The sequence below is a fragment of the Acinetobacter lwoffii genome (genome assembly GCF_029024105.1).
Taxonomy (GTDB): Bacteria; Pseudomonadota; Gammaproteobacteria; order Pseudomonadales; family Moraxellaceae; genus Acinetobacter; species Acinetobacter lwoffii.
In genome coordinates, this window is record NZ_CP118963.1 from 111,892 (window position 1) to 135,219 (window position 23,328).

Sequence of the window (23,328 nt, forward strand, 5' to 3'; positions counted from 1 at the left end):
AATTGAATGGCTTTTTATTTTAGGATGAATATTATTTAACCTTGAATCAGTCGAGTCAATTCATCCACATAGTCTTGCATTGTTTTTGGATTTTGATCTTTTCGACTCTCAATATTTAAGCGCAATAATGGCTCTGTATTCGATGCTCGAACATTGAAGCGCCATGCACCAAAATTTAGGCTGATACCATCTTTTTCATCAATCGCAGGATTTTGATCGGAAAAGTGAGCAAAAATCTTTTGAATGGTGGCTTGAGTATCTGCAACTTTAAAATTGATCTCACCCGAGCAAGGGAACTTTTCAATCATGCCTTCAACCAGTGAAGACAGGGTTTGCTGGGTTTCTGAGAGCACGGAAATTGCCAATAACCATGGAATCATACCGCTATCACAGTAAGCAAAATCACGGAAATAATGATGCGCACTCATCTCGCCACCATAGACAGCATTATGCTCACGCATTTTTTCTTTGATGTATGAATGTCCTGATTTTGATTGAATAGCTTCACCTTGGTACTGTTCAATGACATCAAAGGTGTTCCAAACAAGACGAGGGTCATGCACAATTTTCTCACCAGATTGTTTCAGTAAGAATGCTTGCGCCAATAGACCGACGATGTAATAACCTTCAATAAATTGGCCTTTTTCATCAAATAAGAAGCAGCGGTCAAAGTCACCATCCCAAGCGATACCCATATCCGCACCATGCTGAATGACCGCCTCACGGGTGCTATTACGGTTCTCAACCAGAATTGGATTCGGAATACCATTTGGGAAGTTACCATCCGCTTCATTGTGAATTTTAATCAATTCTACTGGAAGGTTAAGTTGTTTGAACTTTGCTTCAATGGCATCAACCACATGACCAGCAGCGCCATTGCCCGCATTCATGACTAATTTGAGTGGGCGAATTTTTGCAGGATCAATATACGACATTAAATGATCAATATATTCAGGCAGAATATTGTATTTTTCAGTTTTGCCTTTAGCGATAACTTCATTAAAGTTGCCTGATTCAGCCAATAAACGAATTTCTTTTAAACCTGAATCCGCTCCAATCGGACGTGCATTTTCGCGGACCAATTTCATGCCGTTATAGTCTATCGGGTTGTGGCTTGCCGTGATTTCGATCCCACCTTGAACATCTAGATGAAAGGCACCGAAATAGACTTCTTCAGTCCCCGTTATACCTAAATCTAATACATCAACACCCGCATCATTGAGACCTTTGATAGTGGCTTGTTTTAAATCTTCACTGCTGAGACGGATGTCGCTGCCCACCACAATCTTCTTTGGTTGATAAATTTGCCCATAAGCACGACCGATTTTATAAGCAATTTCTTCATTGAGTTCTGTACCGAGTTTGCCGCGGATGTCATATGCTTTAAAACAAGTAAGTTGTGTCATCTAAATTCTCGAAATAATTCCTGCGAAGTAAGGAAAGTATGATTATAGAAGGAAAATAGGTCCTATTATCCAAGTTGCCGTTTAATTTTATATCGATTTTATCTTTACTAAGATCCGTTGAGCCCAGTCAGCGTAATAATTTACATCGTCTTGTAAGCTAGTAATAAAGCTTCATCCTAAGTTTTATTAAGTGCTTGATTTTAATAACTTATGATCATAACTTATTAAAAATAAAGTATCATCGTACATAATCATATATTCTTAATTTTATAGGATGTCTAGTAATAAAGTATCATCTTAAAGGTGGGTGAGTTAAATTCAAAGATCCAAATATTTATGCCATAGAGCATAGAGAAAACTATTAAGCAGATTTTAAGGCTTCTGTAAACCGCTTTAACCAATCTGCAAACTCTTTATCAGACTCACTTATCTCAAATTTGTTTTTTGGATGGTTAATGCCTTTGGGAATGCCAATATCTTTTAAGGATTTTGCCGTGGGCCAACGCAAAGAACGTCTAATAATCTGTTGTTTAAAAATTGGAAAATTTTGATCCCAGGCTTCAAAATCTTCGACTTTAACAATTAATGTTGAAAGTGGTTTGTAATTGTCGCTAGTATCAATTTCTAGAATGGAAAATTTTTTACCTTGAAATTCTAGCTGTACTTCCGCAATACTTCGAAAGTTGCCATCATCGGTCTTATGTAGCTTGGATCGATTGACAGCGGGAAGCTTAGAAATGGTAAATCTAAATTTTGATAGAATATTATTCTGTGATCTGAATTCCTCAATCATAGCTTGAAATGATTCAAATCTTTTCATAAATAGTTTAAGGTCATCACTCTCATCTTGACAATTTTCAAATTCCCCCCGGCCAATTTCTCCAAAAATAGTGGATTCCCCTGTACCGACGTCAGGTTCAGGTAAGGTAGTTATATCATCGTTATTAAAGCTGCCCTTTTTACCAGAACGTTTAATTACTGCTTTTTTCGTTTCAAAAGGAGATGAGAGTGCTAGTGTGATTTTAGGTGAATCAATAATTGCTATTTTTTTATCACTATTTGCTTCTTTTTTATCATCAATTATAGGATCTTCATCTTGGAGATGCTTACTACCTCTGGAAGAGCCCTGAGAGCTTTCCTGAGTATTTTTTACCGTAAATTTAGGACTGCAGAAAATGACAGTATGATTAATTTCACTGGGTAAGTTTGATATTGCTAGAATTTCATTTACATAATATTTGTTTTTCTTCGGACTAAAATATACTTTTAATGTGATTTCAGCACCTTTTAATGAGGGTGGGACAAAATTAAAGTTCCAGTATTCTCGGACTTTGGTCTGAAACTTCTCACTTAAAAATTTTTTGGAGATGCTTTCGAAAGATGTTCGTGCTTCTGTATCGAGTAATATCCATGCGAGCAAGCGGCGCATTCCGACATTATCATATTGGGATGGTGGGAAGTTACAGAATGTAGGAATATTGACCACAGTTTGATTCTCTCCCTTTATGATATCAAATTCACCAGAAAGACGTGTTTGATCCAGTGCACTACGAGATAGATAGGCATTATGCAAGAATAATACTCTAGCGAGTTCTATCTGGGGTAAAATAATTTCAATATCTTTATATTTTTCATTAATATCGCTAACAATATTGCTGAAATTATATTGTCCTGACTCATTAATTAAAATATTCCATTTTTGAAAGTTATCAATTTGAATGGTGATAGTAGATTCATTAAAAGGAGTAAAGGTTTCAGTCTGATTGAAACGTCGGTTGCGCGCTAATAATGGCATATTAGAAAAACGAGCATATTTCAGTATATATCTCTGATTTTCTATTGAATATTTATAATTTTCTAATCCAATATTTATATAGCATTCAGGATTTTTTCTTTCTTTAAAAATAGAACCTAAAAAAGTAATTCTAGCATTTTCAGGAAAATTTTTAATTTTTGTCATCTATTCTTTACCATTTGAATCTTTAGTTGATTGAAAAATACTGCATATATTAAAGCTTATTTTATTGAAATTTCAAAGTTTAATTTCAGTAAGGTAACGATTTAATCAAATTAATTTTGAATAATTTGAGAGAATTCAAGAGTGATATATTCTAGAAATCTTTTCGTTTCAGATGTCATTCGTTCTTCACTTAATCCAGCTTTTCGTAGAATGCGCCACTGAGGAATTGATTGTTTATTGATTTTAATATCGATAAACACTTTTGTTAGGCGTCTGATTTGATAACAGCTAATATTTTCACTATACCGTTCTAGAAAAAGTTGAATCAGAGGTAATTTATGTAAATTTTTCTCTAATGTATTTGAAGTAGACGTCTGTTTAAACCACCATTTCATAGAGCGTCTCGGGCTATCTAAATCCCAGATTAAAGTATTATTAAGTTGGATAAGTTGCTTTACATAAAAAAGATCGCGTTTTTGCCAATCAATTTTAGCCTCTTGAGGAATAAATTTCTGATGGAAATTTTGGTTTGTCTGCAATAGCCAGTCTTTATCGTTTCGATATAACCATGCATAAAGAGCTGCCTGCAGGTGACGAGCCGGTTTAACCCCATGTTCTTGTACTAAACCTACCCATTTTTCACGATTCTCAGCTCTAGTTATTTCAAAATTAGTATCCTGGAATTTTATTTGATTATTCTGTTGAGTAGTTGCTTTCTGGAAGGACTTAACTTGAGTGAAGATATCTGTAAAAGACCAGTCAGTATTTAAAAAAGCTTCGATTGTAATAATATGCTCCAGATAACTAAAGCTTTTGCGATGCTTTCTAAAAATATGACGTAGCCAACTGGTTTCAGAAGCTAAGTCATCTAAATGATATTGCTGAAGAAATTTTTCTGGCCACCTTAATGATATTTTTTCTAAAATTTGATCGAAAGCAATTTGGTTTTCCCCACGGATACAGTTATTCCGTCTGGCTAGTTCATTATAAAACATCGTCCACTGTTCATAACTCGGTGATACAAAAGGCGGTGTAGATAACAATTCTATTATTTTAGAACTAATGAAAAGTTCATCACTTGTTGCTGGTACCTGATTCCACTCAGTACAAAAAACATCTGAAGGTGCTATAAAGTCATGTCGATGTAATGATCTTAAATCTAGTCTTGATTCTACAAGATTACCGTGTTGCGGACAGCAAGCTCCCTGAATTTGCCATAAACTCAACCAGTAAAATTCTCCTTTTTGAAGCGCTTGCTCTTTCAGACATTGTGGACAGTAACGTAGTCTATGAATAATAGGGACTCGTGAAGCATTAATTCCCAAAGAAAGATGTACCGAACCTTGTGAAATATTACCCATCCATTTGATACATTGTTTTCTTCTTGCTTCAGGCACAAAAGGTGCATATATAGGAAATAATGTATGTTTGTATATTATATTTTGTAGAGTCAATTGTTGTTCAGAATACTGATTAACGATCGCATTAAGATGGCAGGGTAAATCAACCGTCGCAATAACCTGTCTATTTTCAAATACAGCATCAAGTAATTGCTTGGGACTTTCAAATGCCAAGCGGATTCCAGCACGAGCCACCGTACTATAAATTAGCTCATGTTCATAAGGCATAGGGAAATTTAGCATAACTAACTCACTTGTTTGATCCAATCAGGTATATCAAAGATCAAATCTGTTTCAGTTTTTAGATGATCATAAAAGCTTTGACCACTCTTTTTTTGTGAAAATTGAAAACGTAAGTCAACTGAATCCAATGTATGCCATTGATCATATTTAAGTAGTTTAGGTTTGGATATTTTAGGTTTGGAGAGTGGAGGGCTCTTTGTTGAATCTTCATTCTGTTTTAACCAGTCCAAAATAATTGATAGTAGTTCGGTCAAATGCTTGTCAGGATGTTTAATAAATACTTTTTTAACCATCGGTATCAAAATCTTGGAGTCATAACCAAGCTCAAGTAACAGAGCATGTAAACGCATAGATTCATCATGTCCTTGATATTCATCAAGCTCATCTTCTTGCTCAATTGCACTTTCTTCGATTTTGGAAAAAAGTTTTAACAATTGTCTGTCAATTTCAGGTGTGATCAAATCAGGATATTGTGCAATTCGTCGAGCATCACCTGAACGTAAGGCATCTATAATATGATGAATTGGTTTAAAGTCTTCTTGATATGTATTTTGGAGCAATTTTACAGTGATTCGTTCTAAACCAGATTCAATTGCTCGTATTTGTGCAAGGACAAAAAGCTTAACTGTTACGTCTAAAATACCTTGGGTTAGATCAAACCAGCATTGTCGTAACTCCTCTGAGAGTGCGAGATCAGCTTTTCTTAACCACTGATATTTCCAAAGAGCATCTGTAAATGTCATCCACTCAGATTTTCGAACTTTCCCATCTGGGGTTTTTATTGCAGGCTCATTTTTTATAGGTTCCCAGTGAATTGAACCAAAACCTACAGCTCGACGTGATGAGCGCAGATCACGTTCAAATATGTTACTTGCTTTAGGTGTTCCTACCATAATGATTGGCAAGCTATAAACATTCACTAAAGTCACAAAGAAATTCAACATTTCATCAGAATTTTTAGATCTGTTTGCCATGAGGTGTTGAATTTCATCAATCACCAAAAGACCGATTGCATGAAGATGGGCAATGTGTCCCATAAGTTGCAAGAGCTTTTGTTCATTATGTCTTTTTTGAGTGTATTGTTGTTCATAACTAGTTCCTAAAGCACGGTCAACAGCACTAAAGAAACTTAAATATAGAGATTTAAGTGAGCCGTTATATGGGCAGTCTATTTTTAGATAGACCAGTTGAGTGAAATTATGTTCAGGATGATAAATTTTTTGTGGATAATTTCTAAGAATGCGATTTAATGTGGTTGTTTTGCCACTACCAGAGAAGCCAATAAACACTAGACTCTGTGCTGTTGATATTAAATTTGTATGGCGGGAAGCATTAAAATCATTGCTTTTAATATGTTCAAAACTATTTTGTAAATGCCGACTTAAATCACCTGTAGTAATATTACGTCCTACATACCCCTTTCTTAACATAATAGAAATTTTTTGTTCTAATGTTAAATGCCGTTTAATAGGGTGAAAAAAATTATTTAATAACTGGGATATAATATGAGCACGAGTATTGTTGGGGAGTTGTCGATCAGATAATTTAAATTCGATAGTACCTCTAATGGCTTGGATAGTATCTTTTGCCTCAAAAATTTCGGGTAAGGCTTCGATAAAAGGATTTCCCTGATAGTCGGAAACAGGACTTGCTGTATACACTGCATGGTCGTTTTTATTAGTCATAATTGTATCCTGCTTATTTGAATTTAGTGAATATCAATTTTCATCGCCAGAATCTCCAAGGTCATCTAGTAACTCTTGATAAATGCCAAAACGTAGTTTGTAATCTTCATCATTTTCTAAATCTATAAATTGTCTAGACTTAGGCATAGGAATAATATTACTTTGATTTTCTGAAGACTGTTCAGAGTGGTCTAGAACCGTAAAGACAGATTTTGACGATTTTTGGCTGTTGTTTCTCTGTTTCAATCGTTCACTATCTTTTTCAGCTTGTTTATTTTTACGAAGATCAGTTAAACGTTCTTTTTTACTAAGTGTTGAAGAAGGTTTTTTTGCATCTGCCCGAGCAATAATTGATTCAATATGTTCTTCAAGGTTTGCTTGAGACCTATTGGTTTTTAGATTTTGAGCGGCTTTTGTTTTCTTTTGTTCGTGTTGAACCTGCCAAACTTCCCAAAAACTACAGCCCATGAATTCTCTAGATCTTGGAGAAATTGTAGCTTCCCAATAATCTAAACTATGCTCCTGATAAAACACATAAATTATTTCTGCATTACTTGGATCATAAGCCACTTGAAATGATTCTGGACGAGAAATAGATTTTTTACGATGCATCCAGCCTTGTTTATATATTTCAGGGCAATTATAAAATACTCCAAACATTTTTAGGCCAAGGTCAGACAAGGTCGCTTTAATTTTAGGTAATAAAGCAACACGTAATGCTTTTTCAGAAACTTGTTTTAACTGACCCACACGATGTTGTATTCCCCAATTCCATAAATGAATAGGAACTAAAGGCAAATCGCTAGGCATATCTATATCACGATCATAAGTTGTCAATTGATGTGATGTATTATGTGCAAGTATTGAACCAATAATGATCTGCTTAAATTCAGTTATAGTAAGTGTTGCATCTAACCGGTAGTCAGAGCCCCCACGTTTTTTTTCTTTAACCTGTTGTACTACACCAGAAGCAAAAGGCTTAAATTTTGTCTGAATAGTTCTGAAATAACGTTCAACAATTGGTTTTAAATCTCCACGATAAGGTGCAGTATTTTCGATACGAATAGAAAAGTTATATTCTAAAGCTTCAATCTGATGCCCTAATAATTCTCCTCGATCTGCTAAAATAGCATCGGGTAATCCAATACATGGCCAGTCATCATATGTAATTTCATAACCATATTGTTTGCATAACTCAACTTTATCTGTCATGGCGACTTGTAGAGCTTGCATTGCAGTTACATAGGAGGCATTTTCAAATCCAATATAGAAACCAACCACCATTCTACTAAATACGTCAGCAACTAAATAAATAGTGGGTCTTCCGACAATACAGGCACGATCTGAATCTGATACAAGATAAATATCAGCAATTGTTGCATCAATTTCATAGCGAGAACCTGGCCCTAGGACTTGGGTGTTGACAGTTGAATGGAGCTCTCGGATGTCTTTTGCATAGATAATTGGATTGGTTCGAGCAGTAAGTTGAGTTACTTTTGGAAACTCACGCTCATAAAAATATTTAAATTGCCAGATGGTCGGAATTTCGCTATCAGCAGTATCTGGAAATAATGAATGATACATCGTAGAAAATTTACGATAGGCATAACTCAAAGAATATTTATCCTTCGTTAACATATATTTATTAATATTAATTCTGAAAAGTCGCTCGACATTCTGATCAACTAATGCACCAACACCTTCACTATATTTTCTTGGCCTACCTAGTTTTTTATTTTTTGCAATACGTTTAACACCTTTAGCACCAGAATTGTTATAACTGGGAATAAGTGCATTTGGTGTTTGACCTCGTTGCCAGTATCGACGTGCTAATCTATAAATGGTTTGATGAGTTGTTTTATGCTGCTCAGTAATTATTTTAACAAGGCTAAAACGAATAGATGGATCATAGAAATGCTCATTAGATATGAGTAAATCTATAATGTTCATTCCCATATCACGTTTTTTTTGCTGTACAGAGTCTTCTGTCACATTAATCAAGGAGATATCGGCAAAAGGATCATCGGTTATTTCTGCTTCGCCTACTTCTATGGCTGTAATCAGTTCTTCTTTTTTAATTATAGAGGGATTGGCATTGGGATGATTTAAATCAATCCAGATAATATGAGAAGGAATAATTTTAAGAATTCGGTAATCTTTACCTTGAAACTTATATACACTATTGATTCGAAACATGGCGAATCTCCTTCCATATTTCAAAATTACCTAACTTGATCTCAGAGGCTTTAATCTTTTTATAGTCTTTAGTTATATCGAAAATAAAATAGCGTTGAGCAAGCAGTTCTCGGAGCTCAGCTAAAGACGTACCAATCGTTAAATTATACACTTGATCTATTTTTTTACTTAAAGTAATTAAGTCGAGCTCAGGATACTGTGTAAATATATGAATATAATCGTTTAAACGATTGTAAAATTCAGTACTAGATTCTCTCATGGCTGGATAAAGCCATTTGATGTTATTCAAAATAACGGAAGGAATTTCTTTTTCTGTAAGGATATACCAAGGTGTATCTGTACTTTTCCAATATCTACGCTCAAGCTCTAGTTTTTCAATGATTCTCTCATCCTTTAAGCTATTTGTGTATTTAGTTCGGATGACAAAATTTGGTTGGTTAGTACTTTGACTATTTACATAAAAACTTGAACTTATAGTTTGTAGAGTATCTTTAATTTTGGGGTGAGATATTTGGGCTCCTTCTGAAATTTCGAGCGTAGTGTTGAGAGGCAAGGGGAACTGCTCTCTGATATCAGTAATTAACGGATTCCAGTCTAAAAGTAGAAAAATTGCAAGTTCTAAATCGGATAATAAATGATGGGTGCGTTTCGTTGTATGGCCAAAAACTCGGTGAGAACGACCTTTTGAGCTAACATCTCGTACAGTAATCCATGGCTTATAATCTTTTAGATAGCCTTGACCACGTCCTTCTTTGATCCAGCGTTTCTGCTGATGTTCTGTAACCATAACAAATCGCCCGCTATTCTTTATTTATTCAGAATAGCAGGCGATCAATCTTTAATCAATATGAGATGATACTTTATTACTAAAGATGAAACTATATTACCTAGGGTGATACTTTATTACCTAAATACATTCCCAGCCTCGATTCAATTTTAATTATTCTACAGTAACCGATTTTGCCAGGTTGCGTGGCTGATCCACATCCGTACCACGTAGCACTGCCACATGATAAGAGAGTAACTGCACCGGGATGCTATACACAATCGGTGCCAGTACTGCATTTACTGATGGAATATGTACCACGTGCTTGCGCTCTTTGGCTTTAATACCGCTGTGCTCATCAGCAAACACAAATAGCTCGCCACCACGTGCCTGAACTTCTTCCATATTGGATTTAAGCTTGTCCAGCATGTCATCCTGTGGCGCCAGAATCACCACCGGCATGTCATTGTCGACCAGTGCTAATGGCCCGTGTTTCAGCTCACCTGCAGCATAACCTTCAGCATGAATATATGAAATTTCTTTCAGTTTGAGGGCACCTTCCAGAGCGATCGGGAAATGGGTACCACGGCCCAAAAACAGGCAATGCTGCTTCTCAACAAACAGTTCAGAGAGACGTAAAATTTCATCGTCATGACGCAAGGTATCCAGAATCACTTTAGGCGTATGCCAAAGTTCTGTGGTGATCTCCGTCATTTGTTCTGTAGAAATCGTATTTTTTACAGAACCGATTTTGAGTACCAACAGCATCAATGCAGCAAGCTGGGTAGTAAAAGCTTTGGTTGAAGCCACACCAATTTCAGGGCCTGCTAGTGTCAACAGACTATGCTGGGTTTCACGCACCATCGAAGAGGTCGCCACGTTACAGATGGTCATCGTGGTAATGTCCAGGCCTTTGGCAGTTGCACGTTTTTGCGTATCACGTAATGCAGCTAAAGTATCAGCAGTTTCACCAGATTGGGAAATACACACATATAGCGTGTGATTCACAATCACCGGCGTGCGATAACGGAATTCGCTAGCAATCTCGACCTGGCAAGGTAGATCAATCAGCTGTTCAAACCAGTATTTGGCAATCATGCCGGCATGATAGCTGGTACCACAGGCAATAATCTGGATTTGCTGGATTTTTGAAAAGTCTTGTTCCGCACTGGCAAGGAAGTCTTCGCGCAGGTCATTGCCATTTAAGGCTTGGGAAATGGTCTGTTTAATCGCTTCAGGCTGCTCATAAATTTCTTTGAGCATATAGTGCTTGTATTCACCTTTAGACGCATTGCTGACCGCAGCATCCAGTTCCTTGACCGGACGATCTACCAGTTGACCATCGACAAAGACCTCAATGGTGGTGCGGGTCAAACGGGCAATATCACCTTCTTCCAGGTAGATAAAACGGTTAGTAATTGGAAGTAAGGCTAATTGATCTGAACTAATGAAGTTTTCACCAATCCCGACACCAATCACCAGTGGAGAACCTTCACGCACGGTAATCAGTTCATCCGGGTGGTCAGTATGTACGATGCCCAGGGCATAGGCACCTTTCAATTGCGGAACCACTTGGCGTACAGCTTCTAACAGGCTCGGGGTAGATTTCAGTGCATCATTGATCAGATGGGCAACCACTTCAGTATCAGTCTGTGAGGTAAACACATAGCCCAAAGCTTCAAGATCATCTTTGAGTTCCTGATAGTTTTCGATAATTCCGTTATGCACCACTGCCACATTTTCAGAAATATGCGGATGGGCATTTTCTTCAGTCGGTTTGCCATGGGTCGCCCAGCGTGTATGCGCAATGCCAAGTGAACCACTAATCTGTGATTCATTCACAGCCTGTTCAAGGTTCGCAACCTTACCGACACGGCGTTCACGTAGGACTTGGCTGTTGTTAATGAGTGCCAAACCTGCTGAATCATAACCACGGTATTCCAGGCGTTTTAAACCTTCAATCAAAATATTGGTAATGCTACGTTCTGCAATGCCACCAACGATACCACACATATTTATTCCCCTTATTTCTTGATTTTTTGCGGACGTGGATAGTTTTCTTTGGCAAATTGCTTAGAGCGCTCTACTGCCAAACTGTTGTCTTCCACATCACGGGTAATCGTTGAGCCTGCACCGACTGTGGCGCCATTGCCAATTTTTACAGGTGCCACCAATGAACTGTTCGAGCCAATAAAGGCCTGATCACCAATAATCGTTTTAAACTTGTTCGCACCATCATAATTACAGGTAATGGTTCCTGCACCGATATTAGAACCGGCACCGATTTCAGCATCACCCAGGTAGGTAAAGTGGTTGGCTTTAGAGCCTTGACCAATCGTGGTATTTTTAACTTCAACGAAGTTACCGATATGTACCTCAGCTGCGAGTTTTGCACCCGGACGGAGTCGTGCAAAAGGTCCAATTTGGGTATCTTCCCCAACGATGGCGCTATCTAAAATGCTATATGGCTGAACCTTGGTGCCAGCTGCAATCTTGGTATTCTTGATAATACAGCCGGCGCCAATTTCAACGTTGTCGCCCAGCTCGCAATCACCTTCGATAATCACATTGATATCAATGCGGACATCCTGACCGACAGTTAAATTGCCACGCAAGTCAAAGCGGCTTGGATCAATCAGATGTACACCTTGATGCATTAGCTGTTTGGCTTGATAAGCCTGGAACTGATGCTCTAAAGCAGCGAGCTGCACACGGTCATTTACCCCTTCAACTTCGAAAGCCTGCTCAGGTTCTACCGATGCAACTTGCATACCATCTGCCAAAGCCATCGCCACAATATCGGTCAGGTAATATTCACCCTGCGCATTGTCATTGCTTAAATTTGGCAGCCATTGATGCAACTTGGCATTGCTGACCGCATAAATACCGGTATTGATTTCCTTGATCTGACGTTGGGCATCGTTGGCATCTTTATGTTCAATAATGGCCTGGATCTGACCCTGTTCACGCACAATACGGCCATAACCATTGGCATCCGGCAGGGTAAGGGTCACCAGACCAATACCGGTTTCTGCGGTGGCATCGAGTAATTTTTGCAAGGTCACAGGATTAATGCACGGTACATCGCCGGAAAGAATCAGAGATACGCCGTCGTTAGGCAGTACAGGCAAGGTCATTTGCACCGCATGTCCGGTACCCAGCTGTTCAGCCTGTTTTACCCATTTAATATCCTGTTGTGCAAATGCTGTTTGAACACGGTCACCACCATGACCATAAATCGTAATAATATTATCTGCATTTAATTTTTTTGCCGTTTCAATGACATGACTCAGTAAAGGACGTCCTGCAAGAGGTTGTAATACTTTCGGTAAGCTTGAACGCATGCGCGTGCCTTTACCTGCAGCAAGAATAATAACAGTCGTTGACATGTTCTAATCCTAAATATGGCTTATGCCACTGTGAAGTAAAAATAAAGCAAAATACAAAGAGCCGCCCAAAGACCGGCAATAATGTCATCCAGCATGATGCCGAAGCCACCGTCGACCTGACGGTCAATCACCCGGATCGGCCAAGGTTTCCAGATATCAAATAATCTGAATAGCGCAAAACCGACGAGCAACCATAACCAGTTCATCTGACCTAAGTAGATCAGGGGCAAAAATGTGATGGATTGTCCTGCAAATTCATCCCAGACGATACGTCCATCATCATGTACGCCCATGACTCTAGCAGTATGCCCGCAGATATATATGCCAACCAGAGACATGATGGCAATGGCAAAAACACTGTTTAGAAAACCAAGATGCAGCCAAATAGGGATAAATAAAAGTGCAAAAGCCGAACCAAAGGTACCAGGTGCTTTAGGTGCCAGACCGGAACCAAAACCAACCCCACTAAAGACAATCAGTCGGTCGATCCATGACATGGCTTTAAAATTGATCGCAGGTTTATGCAAAATGTTGATACCCATTAAATTGAAGTAAATGATCTACGCCATTTTTTTCAAAAGTTAAGCCGTGCTGCGGCTGAATTTTTCCGATTATACTAATCGGAACATCAAGTTGTTTTTGCAATAATTTTTGGTAATTTTGCGGGCTTATTGTAAAGCATAACTCGTAATCATCGCCACCAGCGAGGGCATATTGCCATTTTTGCGCATCGTTTAAGGCATGCAGGGCAGGACTGATCGGTAAGTTTTCGAGTTGCAGCTTTGCACCGACTTGAGAAGCTTTGAGAATATGTCCAAGATCTTGTGCCAAACCATCCGAGATATCAATCATGCTATGCGCCAGACCTTTTAAGGCAGCACCGAGCTGACAGCGTGGCGTTGGATAGTCCAGACGTTTTTGCAGTGGATGACCAAGATGCTGTAGTGCAAAAGCTGCATCACCGACAGTTCCACTGACACAGATCAGATCACCCGGTTTTGCCCCTGAGCGTGGCACAGCCTGGCCAATATCCACCCAGCCTAATGCAGTGACAGACAGGGTTAAATGAGGACTCTGAGTGGTATCACCACCGATTAAACTCACCCCAAATTGATCGCAGCAATCATATAGACCCTGACTAAAAGCTTTTAGCCAGTCATGATCAATTTGGGGTAGGCTCAATGCGAGTAAAATACTGTACGGGGTTGCGCCCATCGCGGCAATATCAGATAAATTAACCGCCACAGATTTCCAGCCAATCGCATGCGGATCGGTGTCTATTGGAAAATGGCGTCCAGCAACCAGGGTGTCGGCACAGATGACCAGTTGTTGCTGAGGAGGGGGGGTGAGCAAGGCTGAATCGTCACCGACGCCCAGATCGACAGAATGGGCATTCTTGCGATTGAAATAGGTGTCGATAATCGAAAATTCAGCCATACAACGAATCTACGCTATTAGTTAGACTGCTGTTTTTCTGCTGCACGCAAAGTTGTCGCTAAACGATCCAATACACCATTGATGTATTTATGGCTATCGGCACCGCCAAAATGTTTAGCCAGTTCGATTGCTTCATCTAGAACGACGCGATATGGAATCTCAAGATGTTCTTTGAGTTCATAGGCACCAAGACGAAGGGTTGCAAGCTCAACACCATCCAGTGCTGAAAGTTCGCGATCGAGTACCGGGATTAAGAGCGCATCCAATGCTTCATGATTGGCAACCACTTGAGTCAACAATTCATGATAATAGCTCAGATCCACTTTGTGCATGGCATTTTCCACACGCGTACGTGCTTCAATCTCATGCACCGGATTGTGGCTCATTTGCCATTCATAAATTCCTTGTACAGCAAAGCGACGTGCTTTACGTTTTGCTGCATAAGTTGCTTGAAGTGTTTGCGACATAGCGTTAAATAGCCTTTAACAAGTTAACCATTTCAATCGCAGTCAGGGCAGCTTCGCTACCTTTATTGCCTGCTTTTGTTCCAGAGCGTTCAATCGCTTGTTCAATACTATCCGTAGTGAGTACACCGTTAATGACCGGCAAGCCAGTGTCCAGGCCAACCACGCCTAAACCTTTGGCACATTCGCCTGCAACGAAATCGAAGTGAGGCGTGCTACCACGAATAACGGCGCCAAGCGCGATGATGGCATCGAAACGATCTGAAGCTGCCAGTTTTTTCGCAACTACAGGAAGTTCCCAGGCACCAGGTGCATGAACTACAGTAATATTATCCTCTGATACACCATGACGTTTCAATGTATCAATGGCACCTTCTAACAGATGTTCAACCACAAAGCTGTTAAAACGACCAACTAAAATCGCATAACGGTCTTCGTTCGCGAGATGTAACATACCTTCAATACGGCGAACTGCCATAACAACCTCGATGATTTCTTAAGATGTTTGTTGTGCGGTGATGTATTCTACCACTTCTAAGTTAAAGCCTGACAGGGCATTGAAACGCAATGGAGAGCTCAGCAGCTTCATTTTTTCAACGCCTAGATCACGCAAAATTTGTGCACCCACACCAATGGTCTGATACTGCTGAGACAGTGCAGAATTTGATTTTACATTTTTTGGTGCTTTAAGGGTATCTAATGCTGGACCCAGGTCCTGTAAATGGTGTTGGCCAATCCAGACCAGTACACCACGATCACTGTTGGAAATTTCTTTCAGGGCACGATCCAGGTTCCAGGCCGGCTCGCCATCCTGTTTCTTCAGTTTGAGCAAGTCGCGGGTCGGGTTAAAACCATGTACACGCACTGTGGTCACACCCTCTTTAGGCTCACCTTTGACCAAGGCCAGATGGATATCCGGGTTACCCAGTTCACGATAGCGGTACAGGTCAAAGCTGCCGTATTCAGTATCAATACTTTGCTGATCGATACGCTCAACCGTCTGTTCATTGGTCATGCGGTAATGAATCAGATCGGCAATAGTACCGATTTTCAGGCCATGCTTTTCAGCAAACACTTCAAGATCCGGACGGCGCGCCATGGTGCCATCTTCATTGATGATTTCACAAATGACTGATGCCGGTTCCAGTCCTGCCAAACGGGAAAGATCACAACCTGCCTCAGTATGTCCGGCACGGTGCAAGACACCGCCTGGTTGCGCCATCAGCGGGAAGATATGTCCTGGCTGTACAATATCTGCCGGTTTGGCATGAGCAGCCACAGCAGTTTGAATCGTGTGCGCACGTTCAGCCGGAGAAATACCGGTAGAAATACCTTCAGCCGCTTCAATCGACAGGGTGAAATTGGTCCCATGCTGGGCACCGTTGGCATCTACCATCAACGGCAGATTCAACTGCTGGCAACGCTCTTTACTTAAAGTCAGGCAGACCAGACCACGTGCATGGGTGATCATGAAGTTGATGTCTTCAGGACGTACGTGTGTGGCAGCAATCACTAAATCGCCTTCATTTTCACGGTCTTCATCATCCATCAGGATGACCATTTTTCCTGCACGGATATCTGCTACAAGCTCTTCAACAGTATTGAGCGGCATCAACCTTCACCTTCTTTTTTGATCTTGATCAGACCGAATCATGACATTATTGGGTACATAGTCTAACGCTTTTTGCGCAATTTTGCCTATGCTTATTGCTTTCCCTCTAGTAGTTCATTGTTATACACAGTCTTGATAAACATGAAAAGCCGACTTTAAATGAAAGCCTGGGCTTTATGCAGGTTTTTTGAGCAATTAAAAAGCATAAAAAATGAGAAACTTAGGGGAAATCAACATAAGCTCAGACATTAAGGTATTTTCAGAAAGTATTTTAATTTATTGTCAGTCATTCAAGGGAATTCTGGACGAACAATGCTGGAAAATTTTACCTAGTATAGGACTTACGCATTGACGGATTTAAAAAAGTCTCAAACTACTTTATAACGTATCTGTGATCAGACGAACTAAACATGCTTCTACAGCAACTTGTACATTACCCATTTATATGGGCTTTCTCATGACAGAACCAAACTCTATTAGCTGCACACAACTTGCCGAGACTTATAATATCTCGCATGACAGTGTAAATCGCTTTTTGGAGCGTGAAGACTACACAGCTCACGATCTATATCAAGAAGCAATTCAACACATTGATAATAATAAACTTATAGTCAGTATTGATGATACTGTTTTAGATAAGCCATATAGTCAACATATGGACTTAGTTAGCTATTTTTGGTCAGGTAAACACCACCGATCCGTCAAGGGTATTAATCTCATTACCTTGTATGCGACAGATCAACATGGCAAAAATATTCCAATTAATTTTCGAATTTATGATAAGTCAGAAAGTAAAACCAAGAATGATTACTTTATGGAGATGTTAAGTGAAGTACTCGATTGGGGTGCAAAGATTCAATTCATTACAGGTGATAGTTGGTATTCATCGACTGAAAATCTAAAAACCATAAGAAAACATGGTATTCGATTTATGTTTGGTGTCGACAGTAACCGTAAGGTTTCCCCTGAAAAAGGACAATGGTTTCAACTCCGTTTATTGCCGAATTTTCATCAGGGTCAAGTGGTCTGGCTCAAAGATGTTGGCTTTGTACAATTATTTAAGACTCAGTTAAAAGAACAGCAGAGATTTTATATTGTGCATCAAGATGAAGATGATTTATTGTCCTTTGATGGTTTTTATGAATTACATTCAAGTCATTGGAAAATAGAACAATATCATCGAGTAATTAAACAGGTTTGTCATATTGAAAAGTTTCAAGTAAGACGATCCAAGCTGATTTTGAATCATATTTTCTCAGCCTTGATGGCCTATGTTGAGATACAAAAGAACCAGTTTGAGCGGATCTTTGAAAATGTATATCGTTGGCAGAAGAAATTATTTAGACCAATTATCAAGAACTTTATTGATGAATTTATTCTCGATAAGAATCATCTGCTGCCACAGAAAATCTATAAATAATAGTGCGTAAGTCCTATAGTATTAAAATTTTTAAAAAATATTAGGTTAAAAGCGGCCCGAAGCCCGCTTTTAATCATCAGATTGATTAGAAAAAACCTGCCGGTTTGGTTGAATAGCTCACCAACAGATTTTTGGTTTGTTGATAATGATCCAGCATCATTCTGTGATTCTCACGTCCAATGCCTGATTTTTTATAGCCACCGAAAGCCGCATGGGCAGGGTAGATGTGATAACAGTTGGTCCAGACCCGACCGGCCTGAATGGCACGGCCAGCACGGTAAGAGGTATGCGCTGAGCGTGACCAGACACCGGCACCGAGTCCGTAAATCGTATCATTGGCGATCTTGATCGCATCATCGAAGTCTTTGAAGGTGGTCACAGCCAGTACAGGCCCGAAGATTTCATCTTGGAAGGTCTTCATGTCATTGCTGCCTTTAAAGATGGTCGGTTCAATATAGAAACCTTGACCCACTTCCTGACGTGCTTCACCACCGGTCAGGATTTGTGCGCCTTCTTCACGGCCAGTGGCAATACAGCCCAGAATCTTATCCTGCTGTTCCTGAGAAGCTTGCGCGCCAATCATGGTGTCGGTATCTAGGGGATGCCCGGTTTTAATGCGTTGTACCCGTTCTACCGCACGCGCCAAAAACTCATCGGCAATGCTTTCCTGTACCAAGGCACGGGAAGGACAGGTACAGATTTCACCCTGGTTCAGGGCAAACATGGCAAAGCCTTCTAGGGCTTTATCCAGATAATCATCTTCCTGATCCATAATGTCGGCAAAGAACAGATTCGGTGACTTACCGCCAAGTTCCAGAGTCACCGGAATAATATTTTCAGTCGCATATTGCATGATCAACTGACCTACTGCGGTTGAGCCGGTAAAGGCAATCTTGGCAATACGTGGATTGGTCGCCAGTGGACGGCCGACTTCGACTCCATAGCCATTGACGATATTCAATACGCCTGGCGGCAAAATGTCCTGAATCAATTCAGCCAGCACCAGAATACTGACTGGAGTCTGTTCCGCAGGTTTCAGCACAATACAGTTACCTGCAGCCAAGGCTGGCGCGAGTTTCCAGGCAGCCATCAGAATCGGGAAATTCCACGGGATAATCTGACCCACGACGCCCAACGGCTCATGGAAATGATAAGCAATGGTATCTTCGTCGATTTCGGAAATGCCGCCTTCCTGAGCCCGGATACAGCCGGCAAAATAACGAAAATGGTCAATCGCCAGTGGAATATCGGCAGCCAGCGTTTCACGGATCGGTTTACCATTGTCCCAGGTTTCTGCCACCGCCAACAGTTCCAGATTTTGTTCCAGACGATCTGCAATTTTCAACAGAATATTGGAGCGGGTGGTCGGCGATGACCGGTTCCATTGTTCTTTGGCTTTGTGTGCTGCATCTAAGGCCAATTCAATGTCTTCTACAGAAGAGCGCGGCACTTTGGTAAAGACTTTGCCATCTACCGGAGAGATGTTGTCAAAGTATTCACCTTTGACTGGAGCGACCCATTCGCCGCCAATGAAATTATCGTATTGCGCTTTAAATTGAATTTTTGAACCGTCAGTATTGGGGTCTGCATAACGCATAATCTATTCCTTTATATGATTGTTAGTGGTGCAGGCTGCGCGCATGTTGCCGATCAAAAAATATAGGCGCTTCTGCATTCAGCTCTACTATAAAGAGGGAACAAGACGGACGGTTGTTTGTTTACAGGCTTGCTACAAAAGACAATATTTGGAGACAAGCGGTAGAATAATAAAAATTATAAATTCTCAAGCCTTAAATTTAAAAACAAGGGCTTATAGCATTTATAAAACATCGAAAGATTGGCATATTTTCAATGTGCTTGATTACATTCCAACCTAATAAGGATTCAAAAGAAGCCAGGCAAGAGAAATGAGGGTAAGTTTCATTTCTTCTTCCGCGTTTATCTAAAGTCCTTGGTCATGCAGCCACTGAAACAGTTGCTGATAAACCTGCTTACGCACAGATTGCTCTGAAAGTACCAGATCATGTAAACCGTTCTGGATACTTTGAACCGTGACATCGCCTTTAATTTTTTTGGCATATTTTTGAATGTCTTTAATGCCTAGAATTACATCGCTGCTCTGTGCGGCTTTGCCCCATTTTTTAGGGTATAAGGTCTGATGCGAATGCATGATGAGTACCGGAACATCGAGCTGAACACCGCGATGAATTTCCTTCTGTGCCTCATGAATGGCACGAATAAAACTGATTCGAACCATCGGGTAGCGGGTCTTTTTCCAGTCCAGACTGAAGTCCCATTCGCCTTTTAAATCCTTATGCAGGCTGGTGGCATACCACTTGTTCAGCTCGCTTGGAAATTTAAGATTGGGAAAAATTTTGGCCAGTCTGCTCAGTTGCGGAATGCCAAGCGCACGTTTAATCGGATTCATATTGAAGTCATAAAATGGACTATTGACCCAAAGTGCTTTGATTAAAGGGTGCTGCGGATGATGTGCCGCATACAAGGTCGTGGTCAGGCCGCCGGTAGAATGACCACAGAGCAGGGCAGCATCGTGACCTTCGGCTGCTATAATGTCGAGTGCCTGGGTAATTTCTGCATCATATTCAGCCAAGTCATAGACGTTATAATATTTTTGATGCGGCAGAATCGAACGTCCGTATTTTCTTAAATCCAGCGCATAAAAATCAAAACCATGCTGATTAAAGCGCTCTGCCATTTCGGTCTGAAAAAAATAATCGATAAAGCCGTGAATATATAAAACTGCTTTTTTTGTGGGTTGGGCTGCTTTTTTACGGATCAGGGTTGCTACGACTTTGCCCTCATAATCATCGGGAAAGTTTAAGATCGCTTGTTCATAGCCTGTCCCCAGAATATCGAGCTGATAAAGCGGTTGCAGTTCACTCATTTTTATACTCGTTCATCTTATTAAATTTATGCTTTATCCTTGATGAGCTGAGGTTTTTTGTCAAACAGATCTTGCTGCCGATTTAAATTAAAAATACGAATAGGGATTAATTTTAGAAACCGTCCAAAACCTAGGCTGAAAATGAGTGTTATCAGATTATAAAATCCTGCTACAAGTATTATAAATTTGCTAAATGACCTAACAGCTTAAAATCAGGCTAAGCTATATAAAATAAACAAAGTGATGTGACTATTTTGGCAGAACTGCCGAAGATTGATTAGATGAGTTAAATAATGCCCAGAGAAAATTTGAACAGTAAACGCCCTTTATATATTCCTTATGCTGGAAATACTCTGCTAGAACTCCCACTACTCAATAAAGGCTCTGCATTTTCTGAAGAAGAGCGTAGAAGCTTTAACTTGCATGGCTTGATTCCTCATGTCACCGAGACGATTGAAGAACAAAGTCAGCGTTCTTATCAGCAGTATTGTGCTTTTAGCAGTGATATTAACAAGCATATTTATTTGCGGAATATTCAGGATACCAATGAGACCCTGTTTTACCATCTGATTGAAAATCACCTCAGTGAGATGATGCCGATTATCTATACCCCGACTGTGGGTGAGGCATGTCAGCGCTTTTCTGATATTTATCGCCGTCATCGTGGGATCTTTATTTCCTATCCTGACCGTGATCAGATCGACCAGATTATTCACAATATCAATAAAAAGAACGTGAAAGTGATTGTGATTACAGATGGTGAGCGCATTTTGGGTCTTGGAGATCAAGGCATCGGTGGTATGGGGATTCCCATTGGAAAACTGGCACTCTACACCGCATGTGGCGGGATCAGTCCGGCCTATACCTTACCGATTACTCTTGATGTCGGTACCAATAATCAGCAGTTGTTAAATGACCCGATTTATATGGGCTGGCGTGAACCACGAATCAGCGGCGATGAATACTATGCTTTTGTCGAGACGGTGATTCGGGCGATTCAACAGCGCTGGCCAGATGCCTTAATTCAGTTTGAAGACTTTGCACAGAAAAATGCCATGCCTTTGCTGGAAAAATATCGTGATCGAATCTGTTGTTTTAATGATGATATTCAGGGCACCGCAGCAGTGTCTGTCGGCAGCCTGATTGCTGCTTCGCGTGCAGCAGGTAAACAGCTCAAAGATCAGGTGGTTACTTTCCTGGGTGCTGGTTCAGCTGGTTGCGGGATTGCAGAACAGATCATTAAGCAAATGGTTGCTGAGGGTTTAAGTGATGCTGAAGCGCGTGCACGCGTGTTTATGGTCGACCGCTTTGGTCTGATCACAGAAAATCAGCCGAATTTACTGGACTTCCAGCGCAAACTGGCACAGCCTCTTGAAAATGTAGAAAGCTGGGCAGATGCTGAGAGCATGATTTCTCTGCTAGATGTAGTTAAGCGTGCCAAACCGACGGTACTGATAGGCGTATCTGGACAGCCAGGTCTATTCACTCAGGAAGTGATTGAAGCCATGGCTGAAAACAGTGTGCAACCGATTATTTTCCCTTTATCCAATCCGACTTCCCGCGTAGAAGCTGTTCCGGCAGATATCTTGCAATGGACCAAGGGCAAAGCGTTGATTGCGACGGGTAGCCCATTTGCACCAGTGAATTATCAGGGGCAGATTCATCATATTTCACAATGCAATAACTCTTATATCTTTCCGGGCATTGGTTTGGGTGTAGTTGCTTCAGGTGCAAAACGTGTCACGGATAATATGCTGATGGCCTCGAGTAATGCCTTGGCGGACTGTTCTCCGAAACTGAAAGATCCTCAGGCAGATTTATTGCCAAATCTGGATTGTTTACAGTCGATTTCGAAGCAGATTGCCTTAAAAGTGGCGCTTGCTGCGATTGAAGATGGGGTAGCACCGAAAGTCAGTGTAGAAGAATTGCAGTTGGCTATTGAACGTAATTTCTGGACACCGCAATACCGTAACTATCAGCGAATTACCTTTTAATTATATTGGAAATGGACTCTGTATTGTGGCTAGTGGTTTGCTAGCTTGAGTTTATCTGATGCGTTGGTGAAATATAAAAAGCCCTGATCTTTTGATGAGGGCTTTTTATATTGTCGTAGGGGTGGCATGGTCACATCTTGGTTATAAAATCAGAAAGTACTTTAAGAATTTGTTATTGAGTGAAACAAAAATGAAAGGATCATTTAAAAAAATAACATCAACATAAAAAGCCCCGATCTTTCGATCAGGGCTTTTTTAGAATCTGGAGCGGGAAAGGAGACTCGAACTCCCGACCCCAACCTTGGCAAGGTCACCGAGATTTATTTCATTAAATTACATTAATTGTAAGTAACTGATTTAATTTGAATGATTTAAATTTTTATAGGGTAAATCTTTCATCAATTTAGATCATTTAATGTTATTTTGGTCACTTAATTTTGGATATTTTACT

The 23,328-nt window shown here is 40.1% G+C and carries 17 protein-coding genes; 2 read left to right on the forward strand and 15 right to left on the reverse strand.

All coding sequences use genetic code 11. The features are described 5' to 3' along the window. Positions 1–35: 35 nt before the first annotated feature. From PYW33_RS00495 to ribBA, 13 genes are all read right to left on the reverse strand, one after another. Positions 36–1,406 carry a phosphohexomutase domain-containing protein gene (locus PYW33_RS00495; protein ID WP_004647627.1) on the reverse strand — a complete coding sequence of 457 codons (1,371 nt, stop codon included), beginning with the start codon at positions 1,404–1,406 and terminating at the stop codon, positions 36–38. A gap of 361 nt (positions 1,407–1,767) precedes the next feature. Beyond that, a complete protein-coding gene (locus PYW33_RS00500; protein WP_004647626.1) occupies positions 1,768–3,366 on the reverse strand; it encodes a Tn7-like element transposition protein TnsE in 1,599 nt (532 codons plus the stop codon). Positions 3,367–3,476: 110 nt separating this feature from the next. Next, positions 3,477–5,009 carry a TnsD family Tn7-like transposition protein gene (locus tag PYW33_RS00505; protein WP_004647625.1) on the reverse strand — a complete coding sequence of 511 codons (1,533 nt, stop codon included), beginning with the start codon at positions 5,007–5,009 and terminating at the stop codon, positions 3,477–3,479. A gap of 2 nt (positions 5,010–5,011) precedes the next feature. Further along, positions 5,012–6,694, reverse strand: coding sequence for an AAA family ATPase (locus PYW33_RS00510; protein ID WP_004647624.1), 1,683 nt, complete (start codon positions 6,692–6,694; stop codon positions 5,012–5,014). Between the two features lie 33 nt (positions 6,695–6,727). Next, complete coding sequence (locus tag PYW33_RS00515) at positions 6,728–8,890, reverse strand: DDE-type integrase/transposase/recombinase (RefSeq protein ID WP_004647623.1); 2,163 nt, start codon at positions 8,888–8,890, stop codon at positions 6,728–6,730. Continuing rightward, positions 8,874–9,677, reverse strand: coding sequence for a heteromeric transposase endonuclease subunit TnsA (locus PYW33_RS00520; RefSeq protein ID WP_004647622.1), 804 nt, complete (start codon positions 9,675–9,677; stop codon positions 8,874–8,876). The genes PYW33_RS00515 and PYW33_RS00520 overlap by 17 nt, the downstream gene beginning before the upstream one ends. A gap of 153 nt (positions 9,678–9,830) precedes the next feature. Further along, entirely contained in the window at positions 9,831–11,669 is a 1,839-nt protein-coding gene (glmS, locus tag PYW33_RS00525) for a glutamine--fructose-6-phosphate transaminase (isomerizing) (RefSeq protein WP_004647621.1), read from the reverse strand. 11 nt (positions 11,670–11,680) lie between these two features. Further along, a complete protein-coding gene (gene glmU / locus PYW33_RS00530) occupies positions 11,681–13,045 on the reverse strand; it encodes a bifunctional UDP-N-acetylglucosamine diphosphorylase/glucosamine-1-phosphate N-acetyltransferase GlmU (protein ID WP_004647620.1) in 1,365 nt (454 codons plus the stop codon). 20 nt (positions 13,046–13,065) lie between these two features. After that, positions 13,066–13,587: a phosphatidylglycerophosphatase A family protein gene (locus PYW33_RS00535; protein ID WP_004647618.1), complete on the reverse strand. Its 522-nt coding sequence runs from the start codon at positions 13,585–13,587 to the stop codon at positions 13,066–13,068. After that, positions 13,565–14,482: a thiamine-phosphate kinase gene (gene thiL / locus PYW33_RS00540; protein WP_004647617.1), complete on the reverse strand. Its 918-nt coding sequence runs from the start codon at positions 14,480–14,482 to the stop codon at positions 13,565–13,567. The genes PYW33_RS00535 and thiL overlap by 23 nt, the downstream gene beginning before the upstream one ends. Before the next feature lie 17 nt (positions 14,483–14,499). Then, positions 14,500–14,949, reverse strand: a complete 450-nt coding sequence (gene nusB, locus PYW33_RS00545) for a transcription antitermination factor NusB (protein ID WP_004280924.1) — start codon at positions 14,947–14,949, stop codon at positions 14,500–14,502. A 4-nt stretch (positions 14,950–14,953) separates the two neighbouring features. After that, entirely contained in the window at positions 14,954–15,424 is a 471-nt protein-coding gene (ribH, locus tag PYW33_RS00550) for a 6,7-dimethyl-8-ribityllumazine synthase (protein ID WP_004280926.1), read from the reverse strand. An 18-nt stretch (positions 15,425–15,442) separates the two neighbouring features. Further along, positions 15,443–16,558, reverse strand: coding sequence for a bifunctional 3,4-dihydroxy-2-butanone-4-phosphate synthase/GTP cyclohydrolase II (gene ribBA, locus PYW33_RS00555; protein ID WP_004647616.1), 1,116 nt, complete (start codon positions 16,556–16,558; stop codon positions 15,443–15,445). A 391-nt stretch (positions 16,559–16,949) separates the two neighbouring features. On the opposite strand from ribBA, the gene PYW33_RS00560 reads away from it, so the two are divergent. Beyond that, complete coding sequence (locus PYW33_RS00560) at positions 16,950–17,978, forward strand: IS701 family transposase (RefSeq protein ID WP_080591875.1); 1,029 nt, start codon at positions 16,950–16,952, stop codon at positions 17,976–17,978. An 85-nt stretch (positions 17,979–18,063) separates the two neighbouring features. Here the strand turns inward: PYW33_RS00560 and exaC are convergent, their stop codons facing one another. Both exaC and PYW33_RS00570 read right to left on the reverse strand, forming a co-directional pair. After that, positions 18,064–19,575 carry an acetaldehyde dehydrogenase ExaC gene (gene exaC, locus PYW33_RS00565; protein WP_004647614.1) on the reverse strand — a complete coding sequence of 504 codons (1,512 nt, stop codon included), beginning with the start codon at positions 19,573–19,575 and terminating at the stop codon, positions 18,064–18,066. A 345-nt stretch (positions 19,576–19,920) separates the two neighbouring features. Continuing rightward, positions 19,921–20,883, reverse strand: a complete 963-nt coding sequence (locus PYW33_RS00570) for an alpha/beta hydrolase (protein ID WP_004647613.1) — start codon at positions 20,881–20,883, stop codon at positions 19,921–19,923. 293 nt (positions 20,884–21,176) lie between these two features. Between PYW33_RS00570 and PYW33_RS00575 the strand changes: the two genes are divergently transcribed. Then, positions 21,177–22,877: an NAD-dependent malic enzyme gene (locus tag PYW33_RS00575; RefSeq protein WP_004280930.1), complete on the forward strand. Its 1,701-nt coding sequence runs from the start codon at positions 21,177–21,179 to the stop codon at positions 22,875–22,877. Positions 22,878–23,328 lie beyond the last annotated feature (451 nt).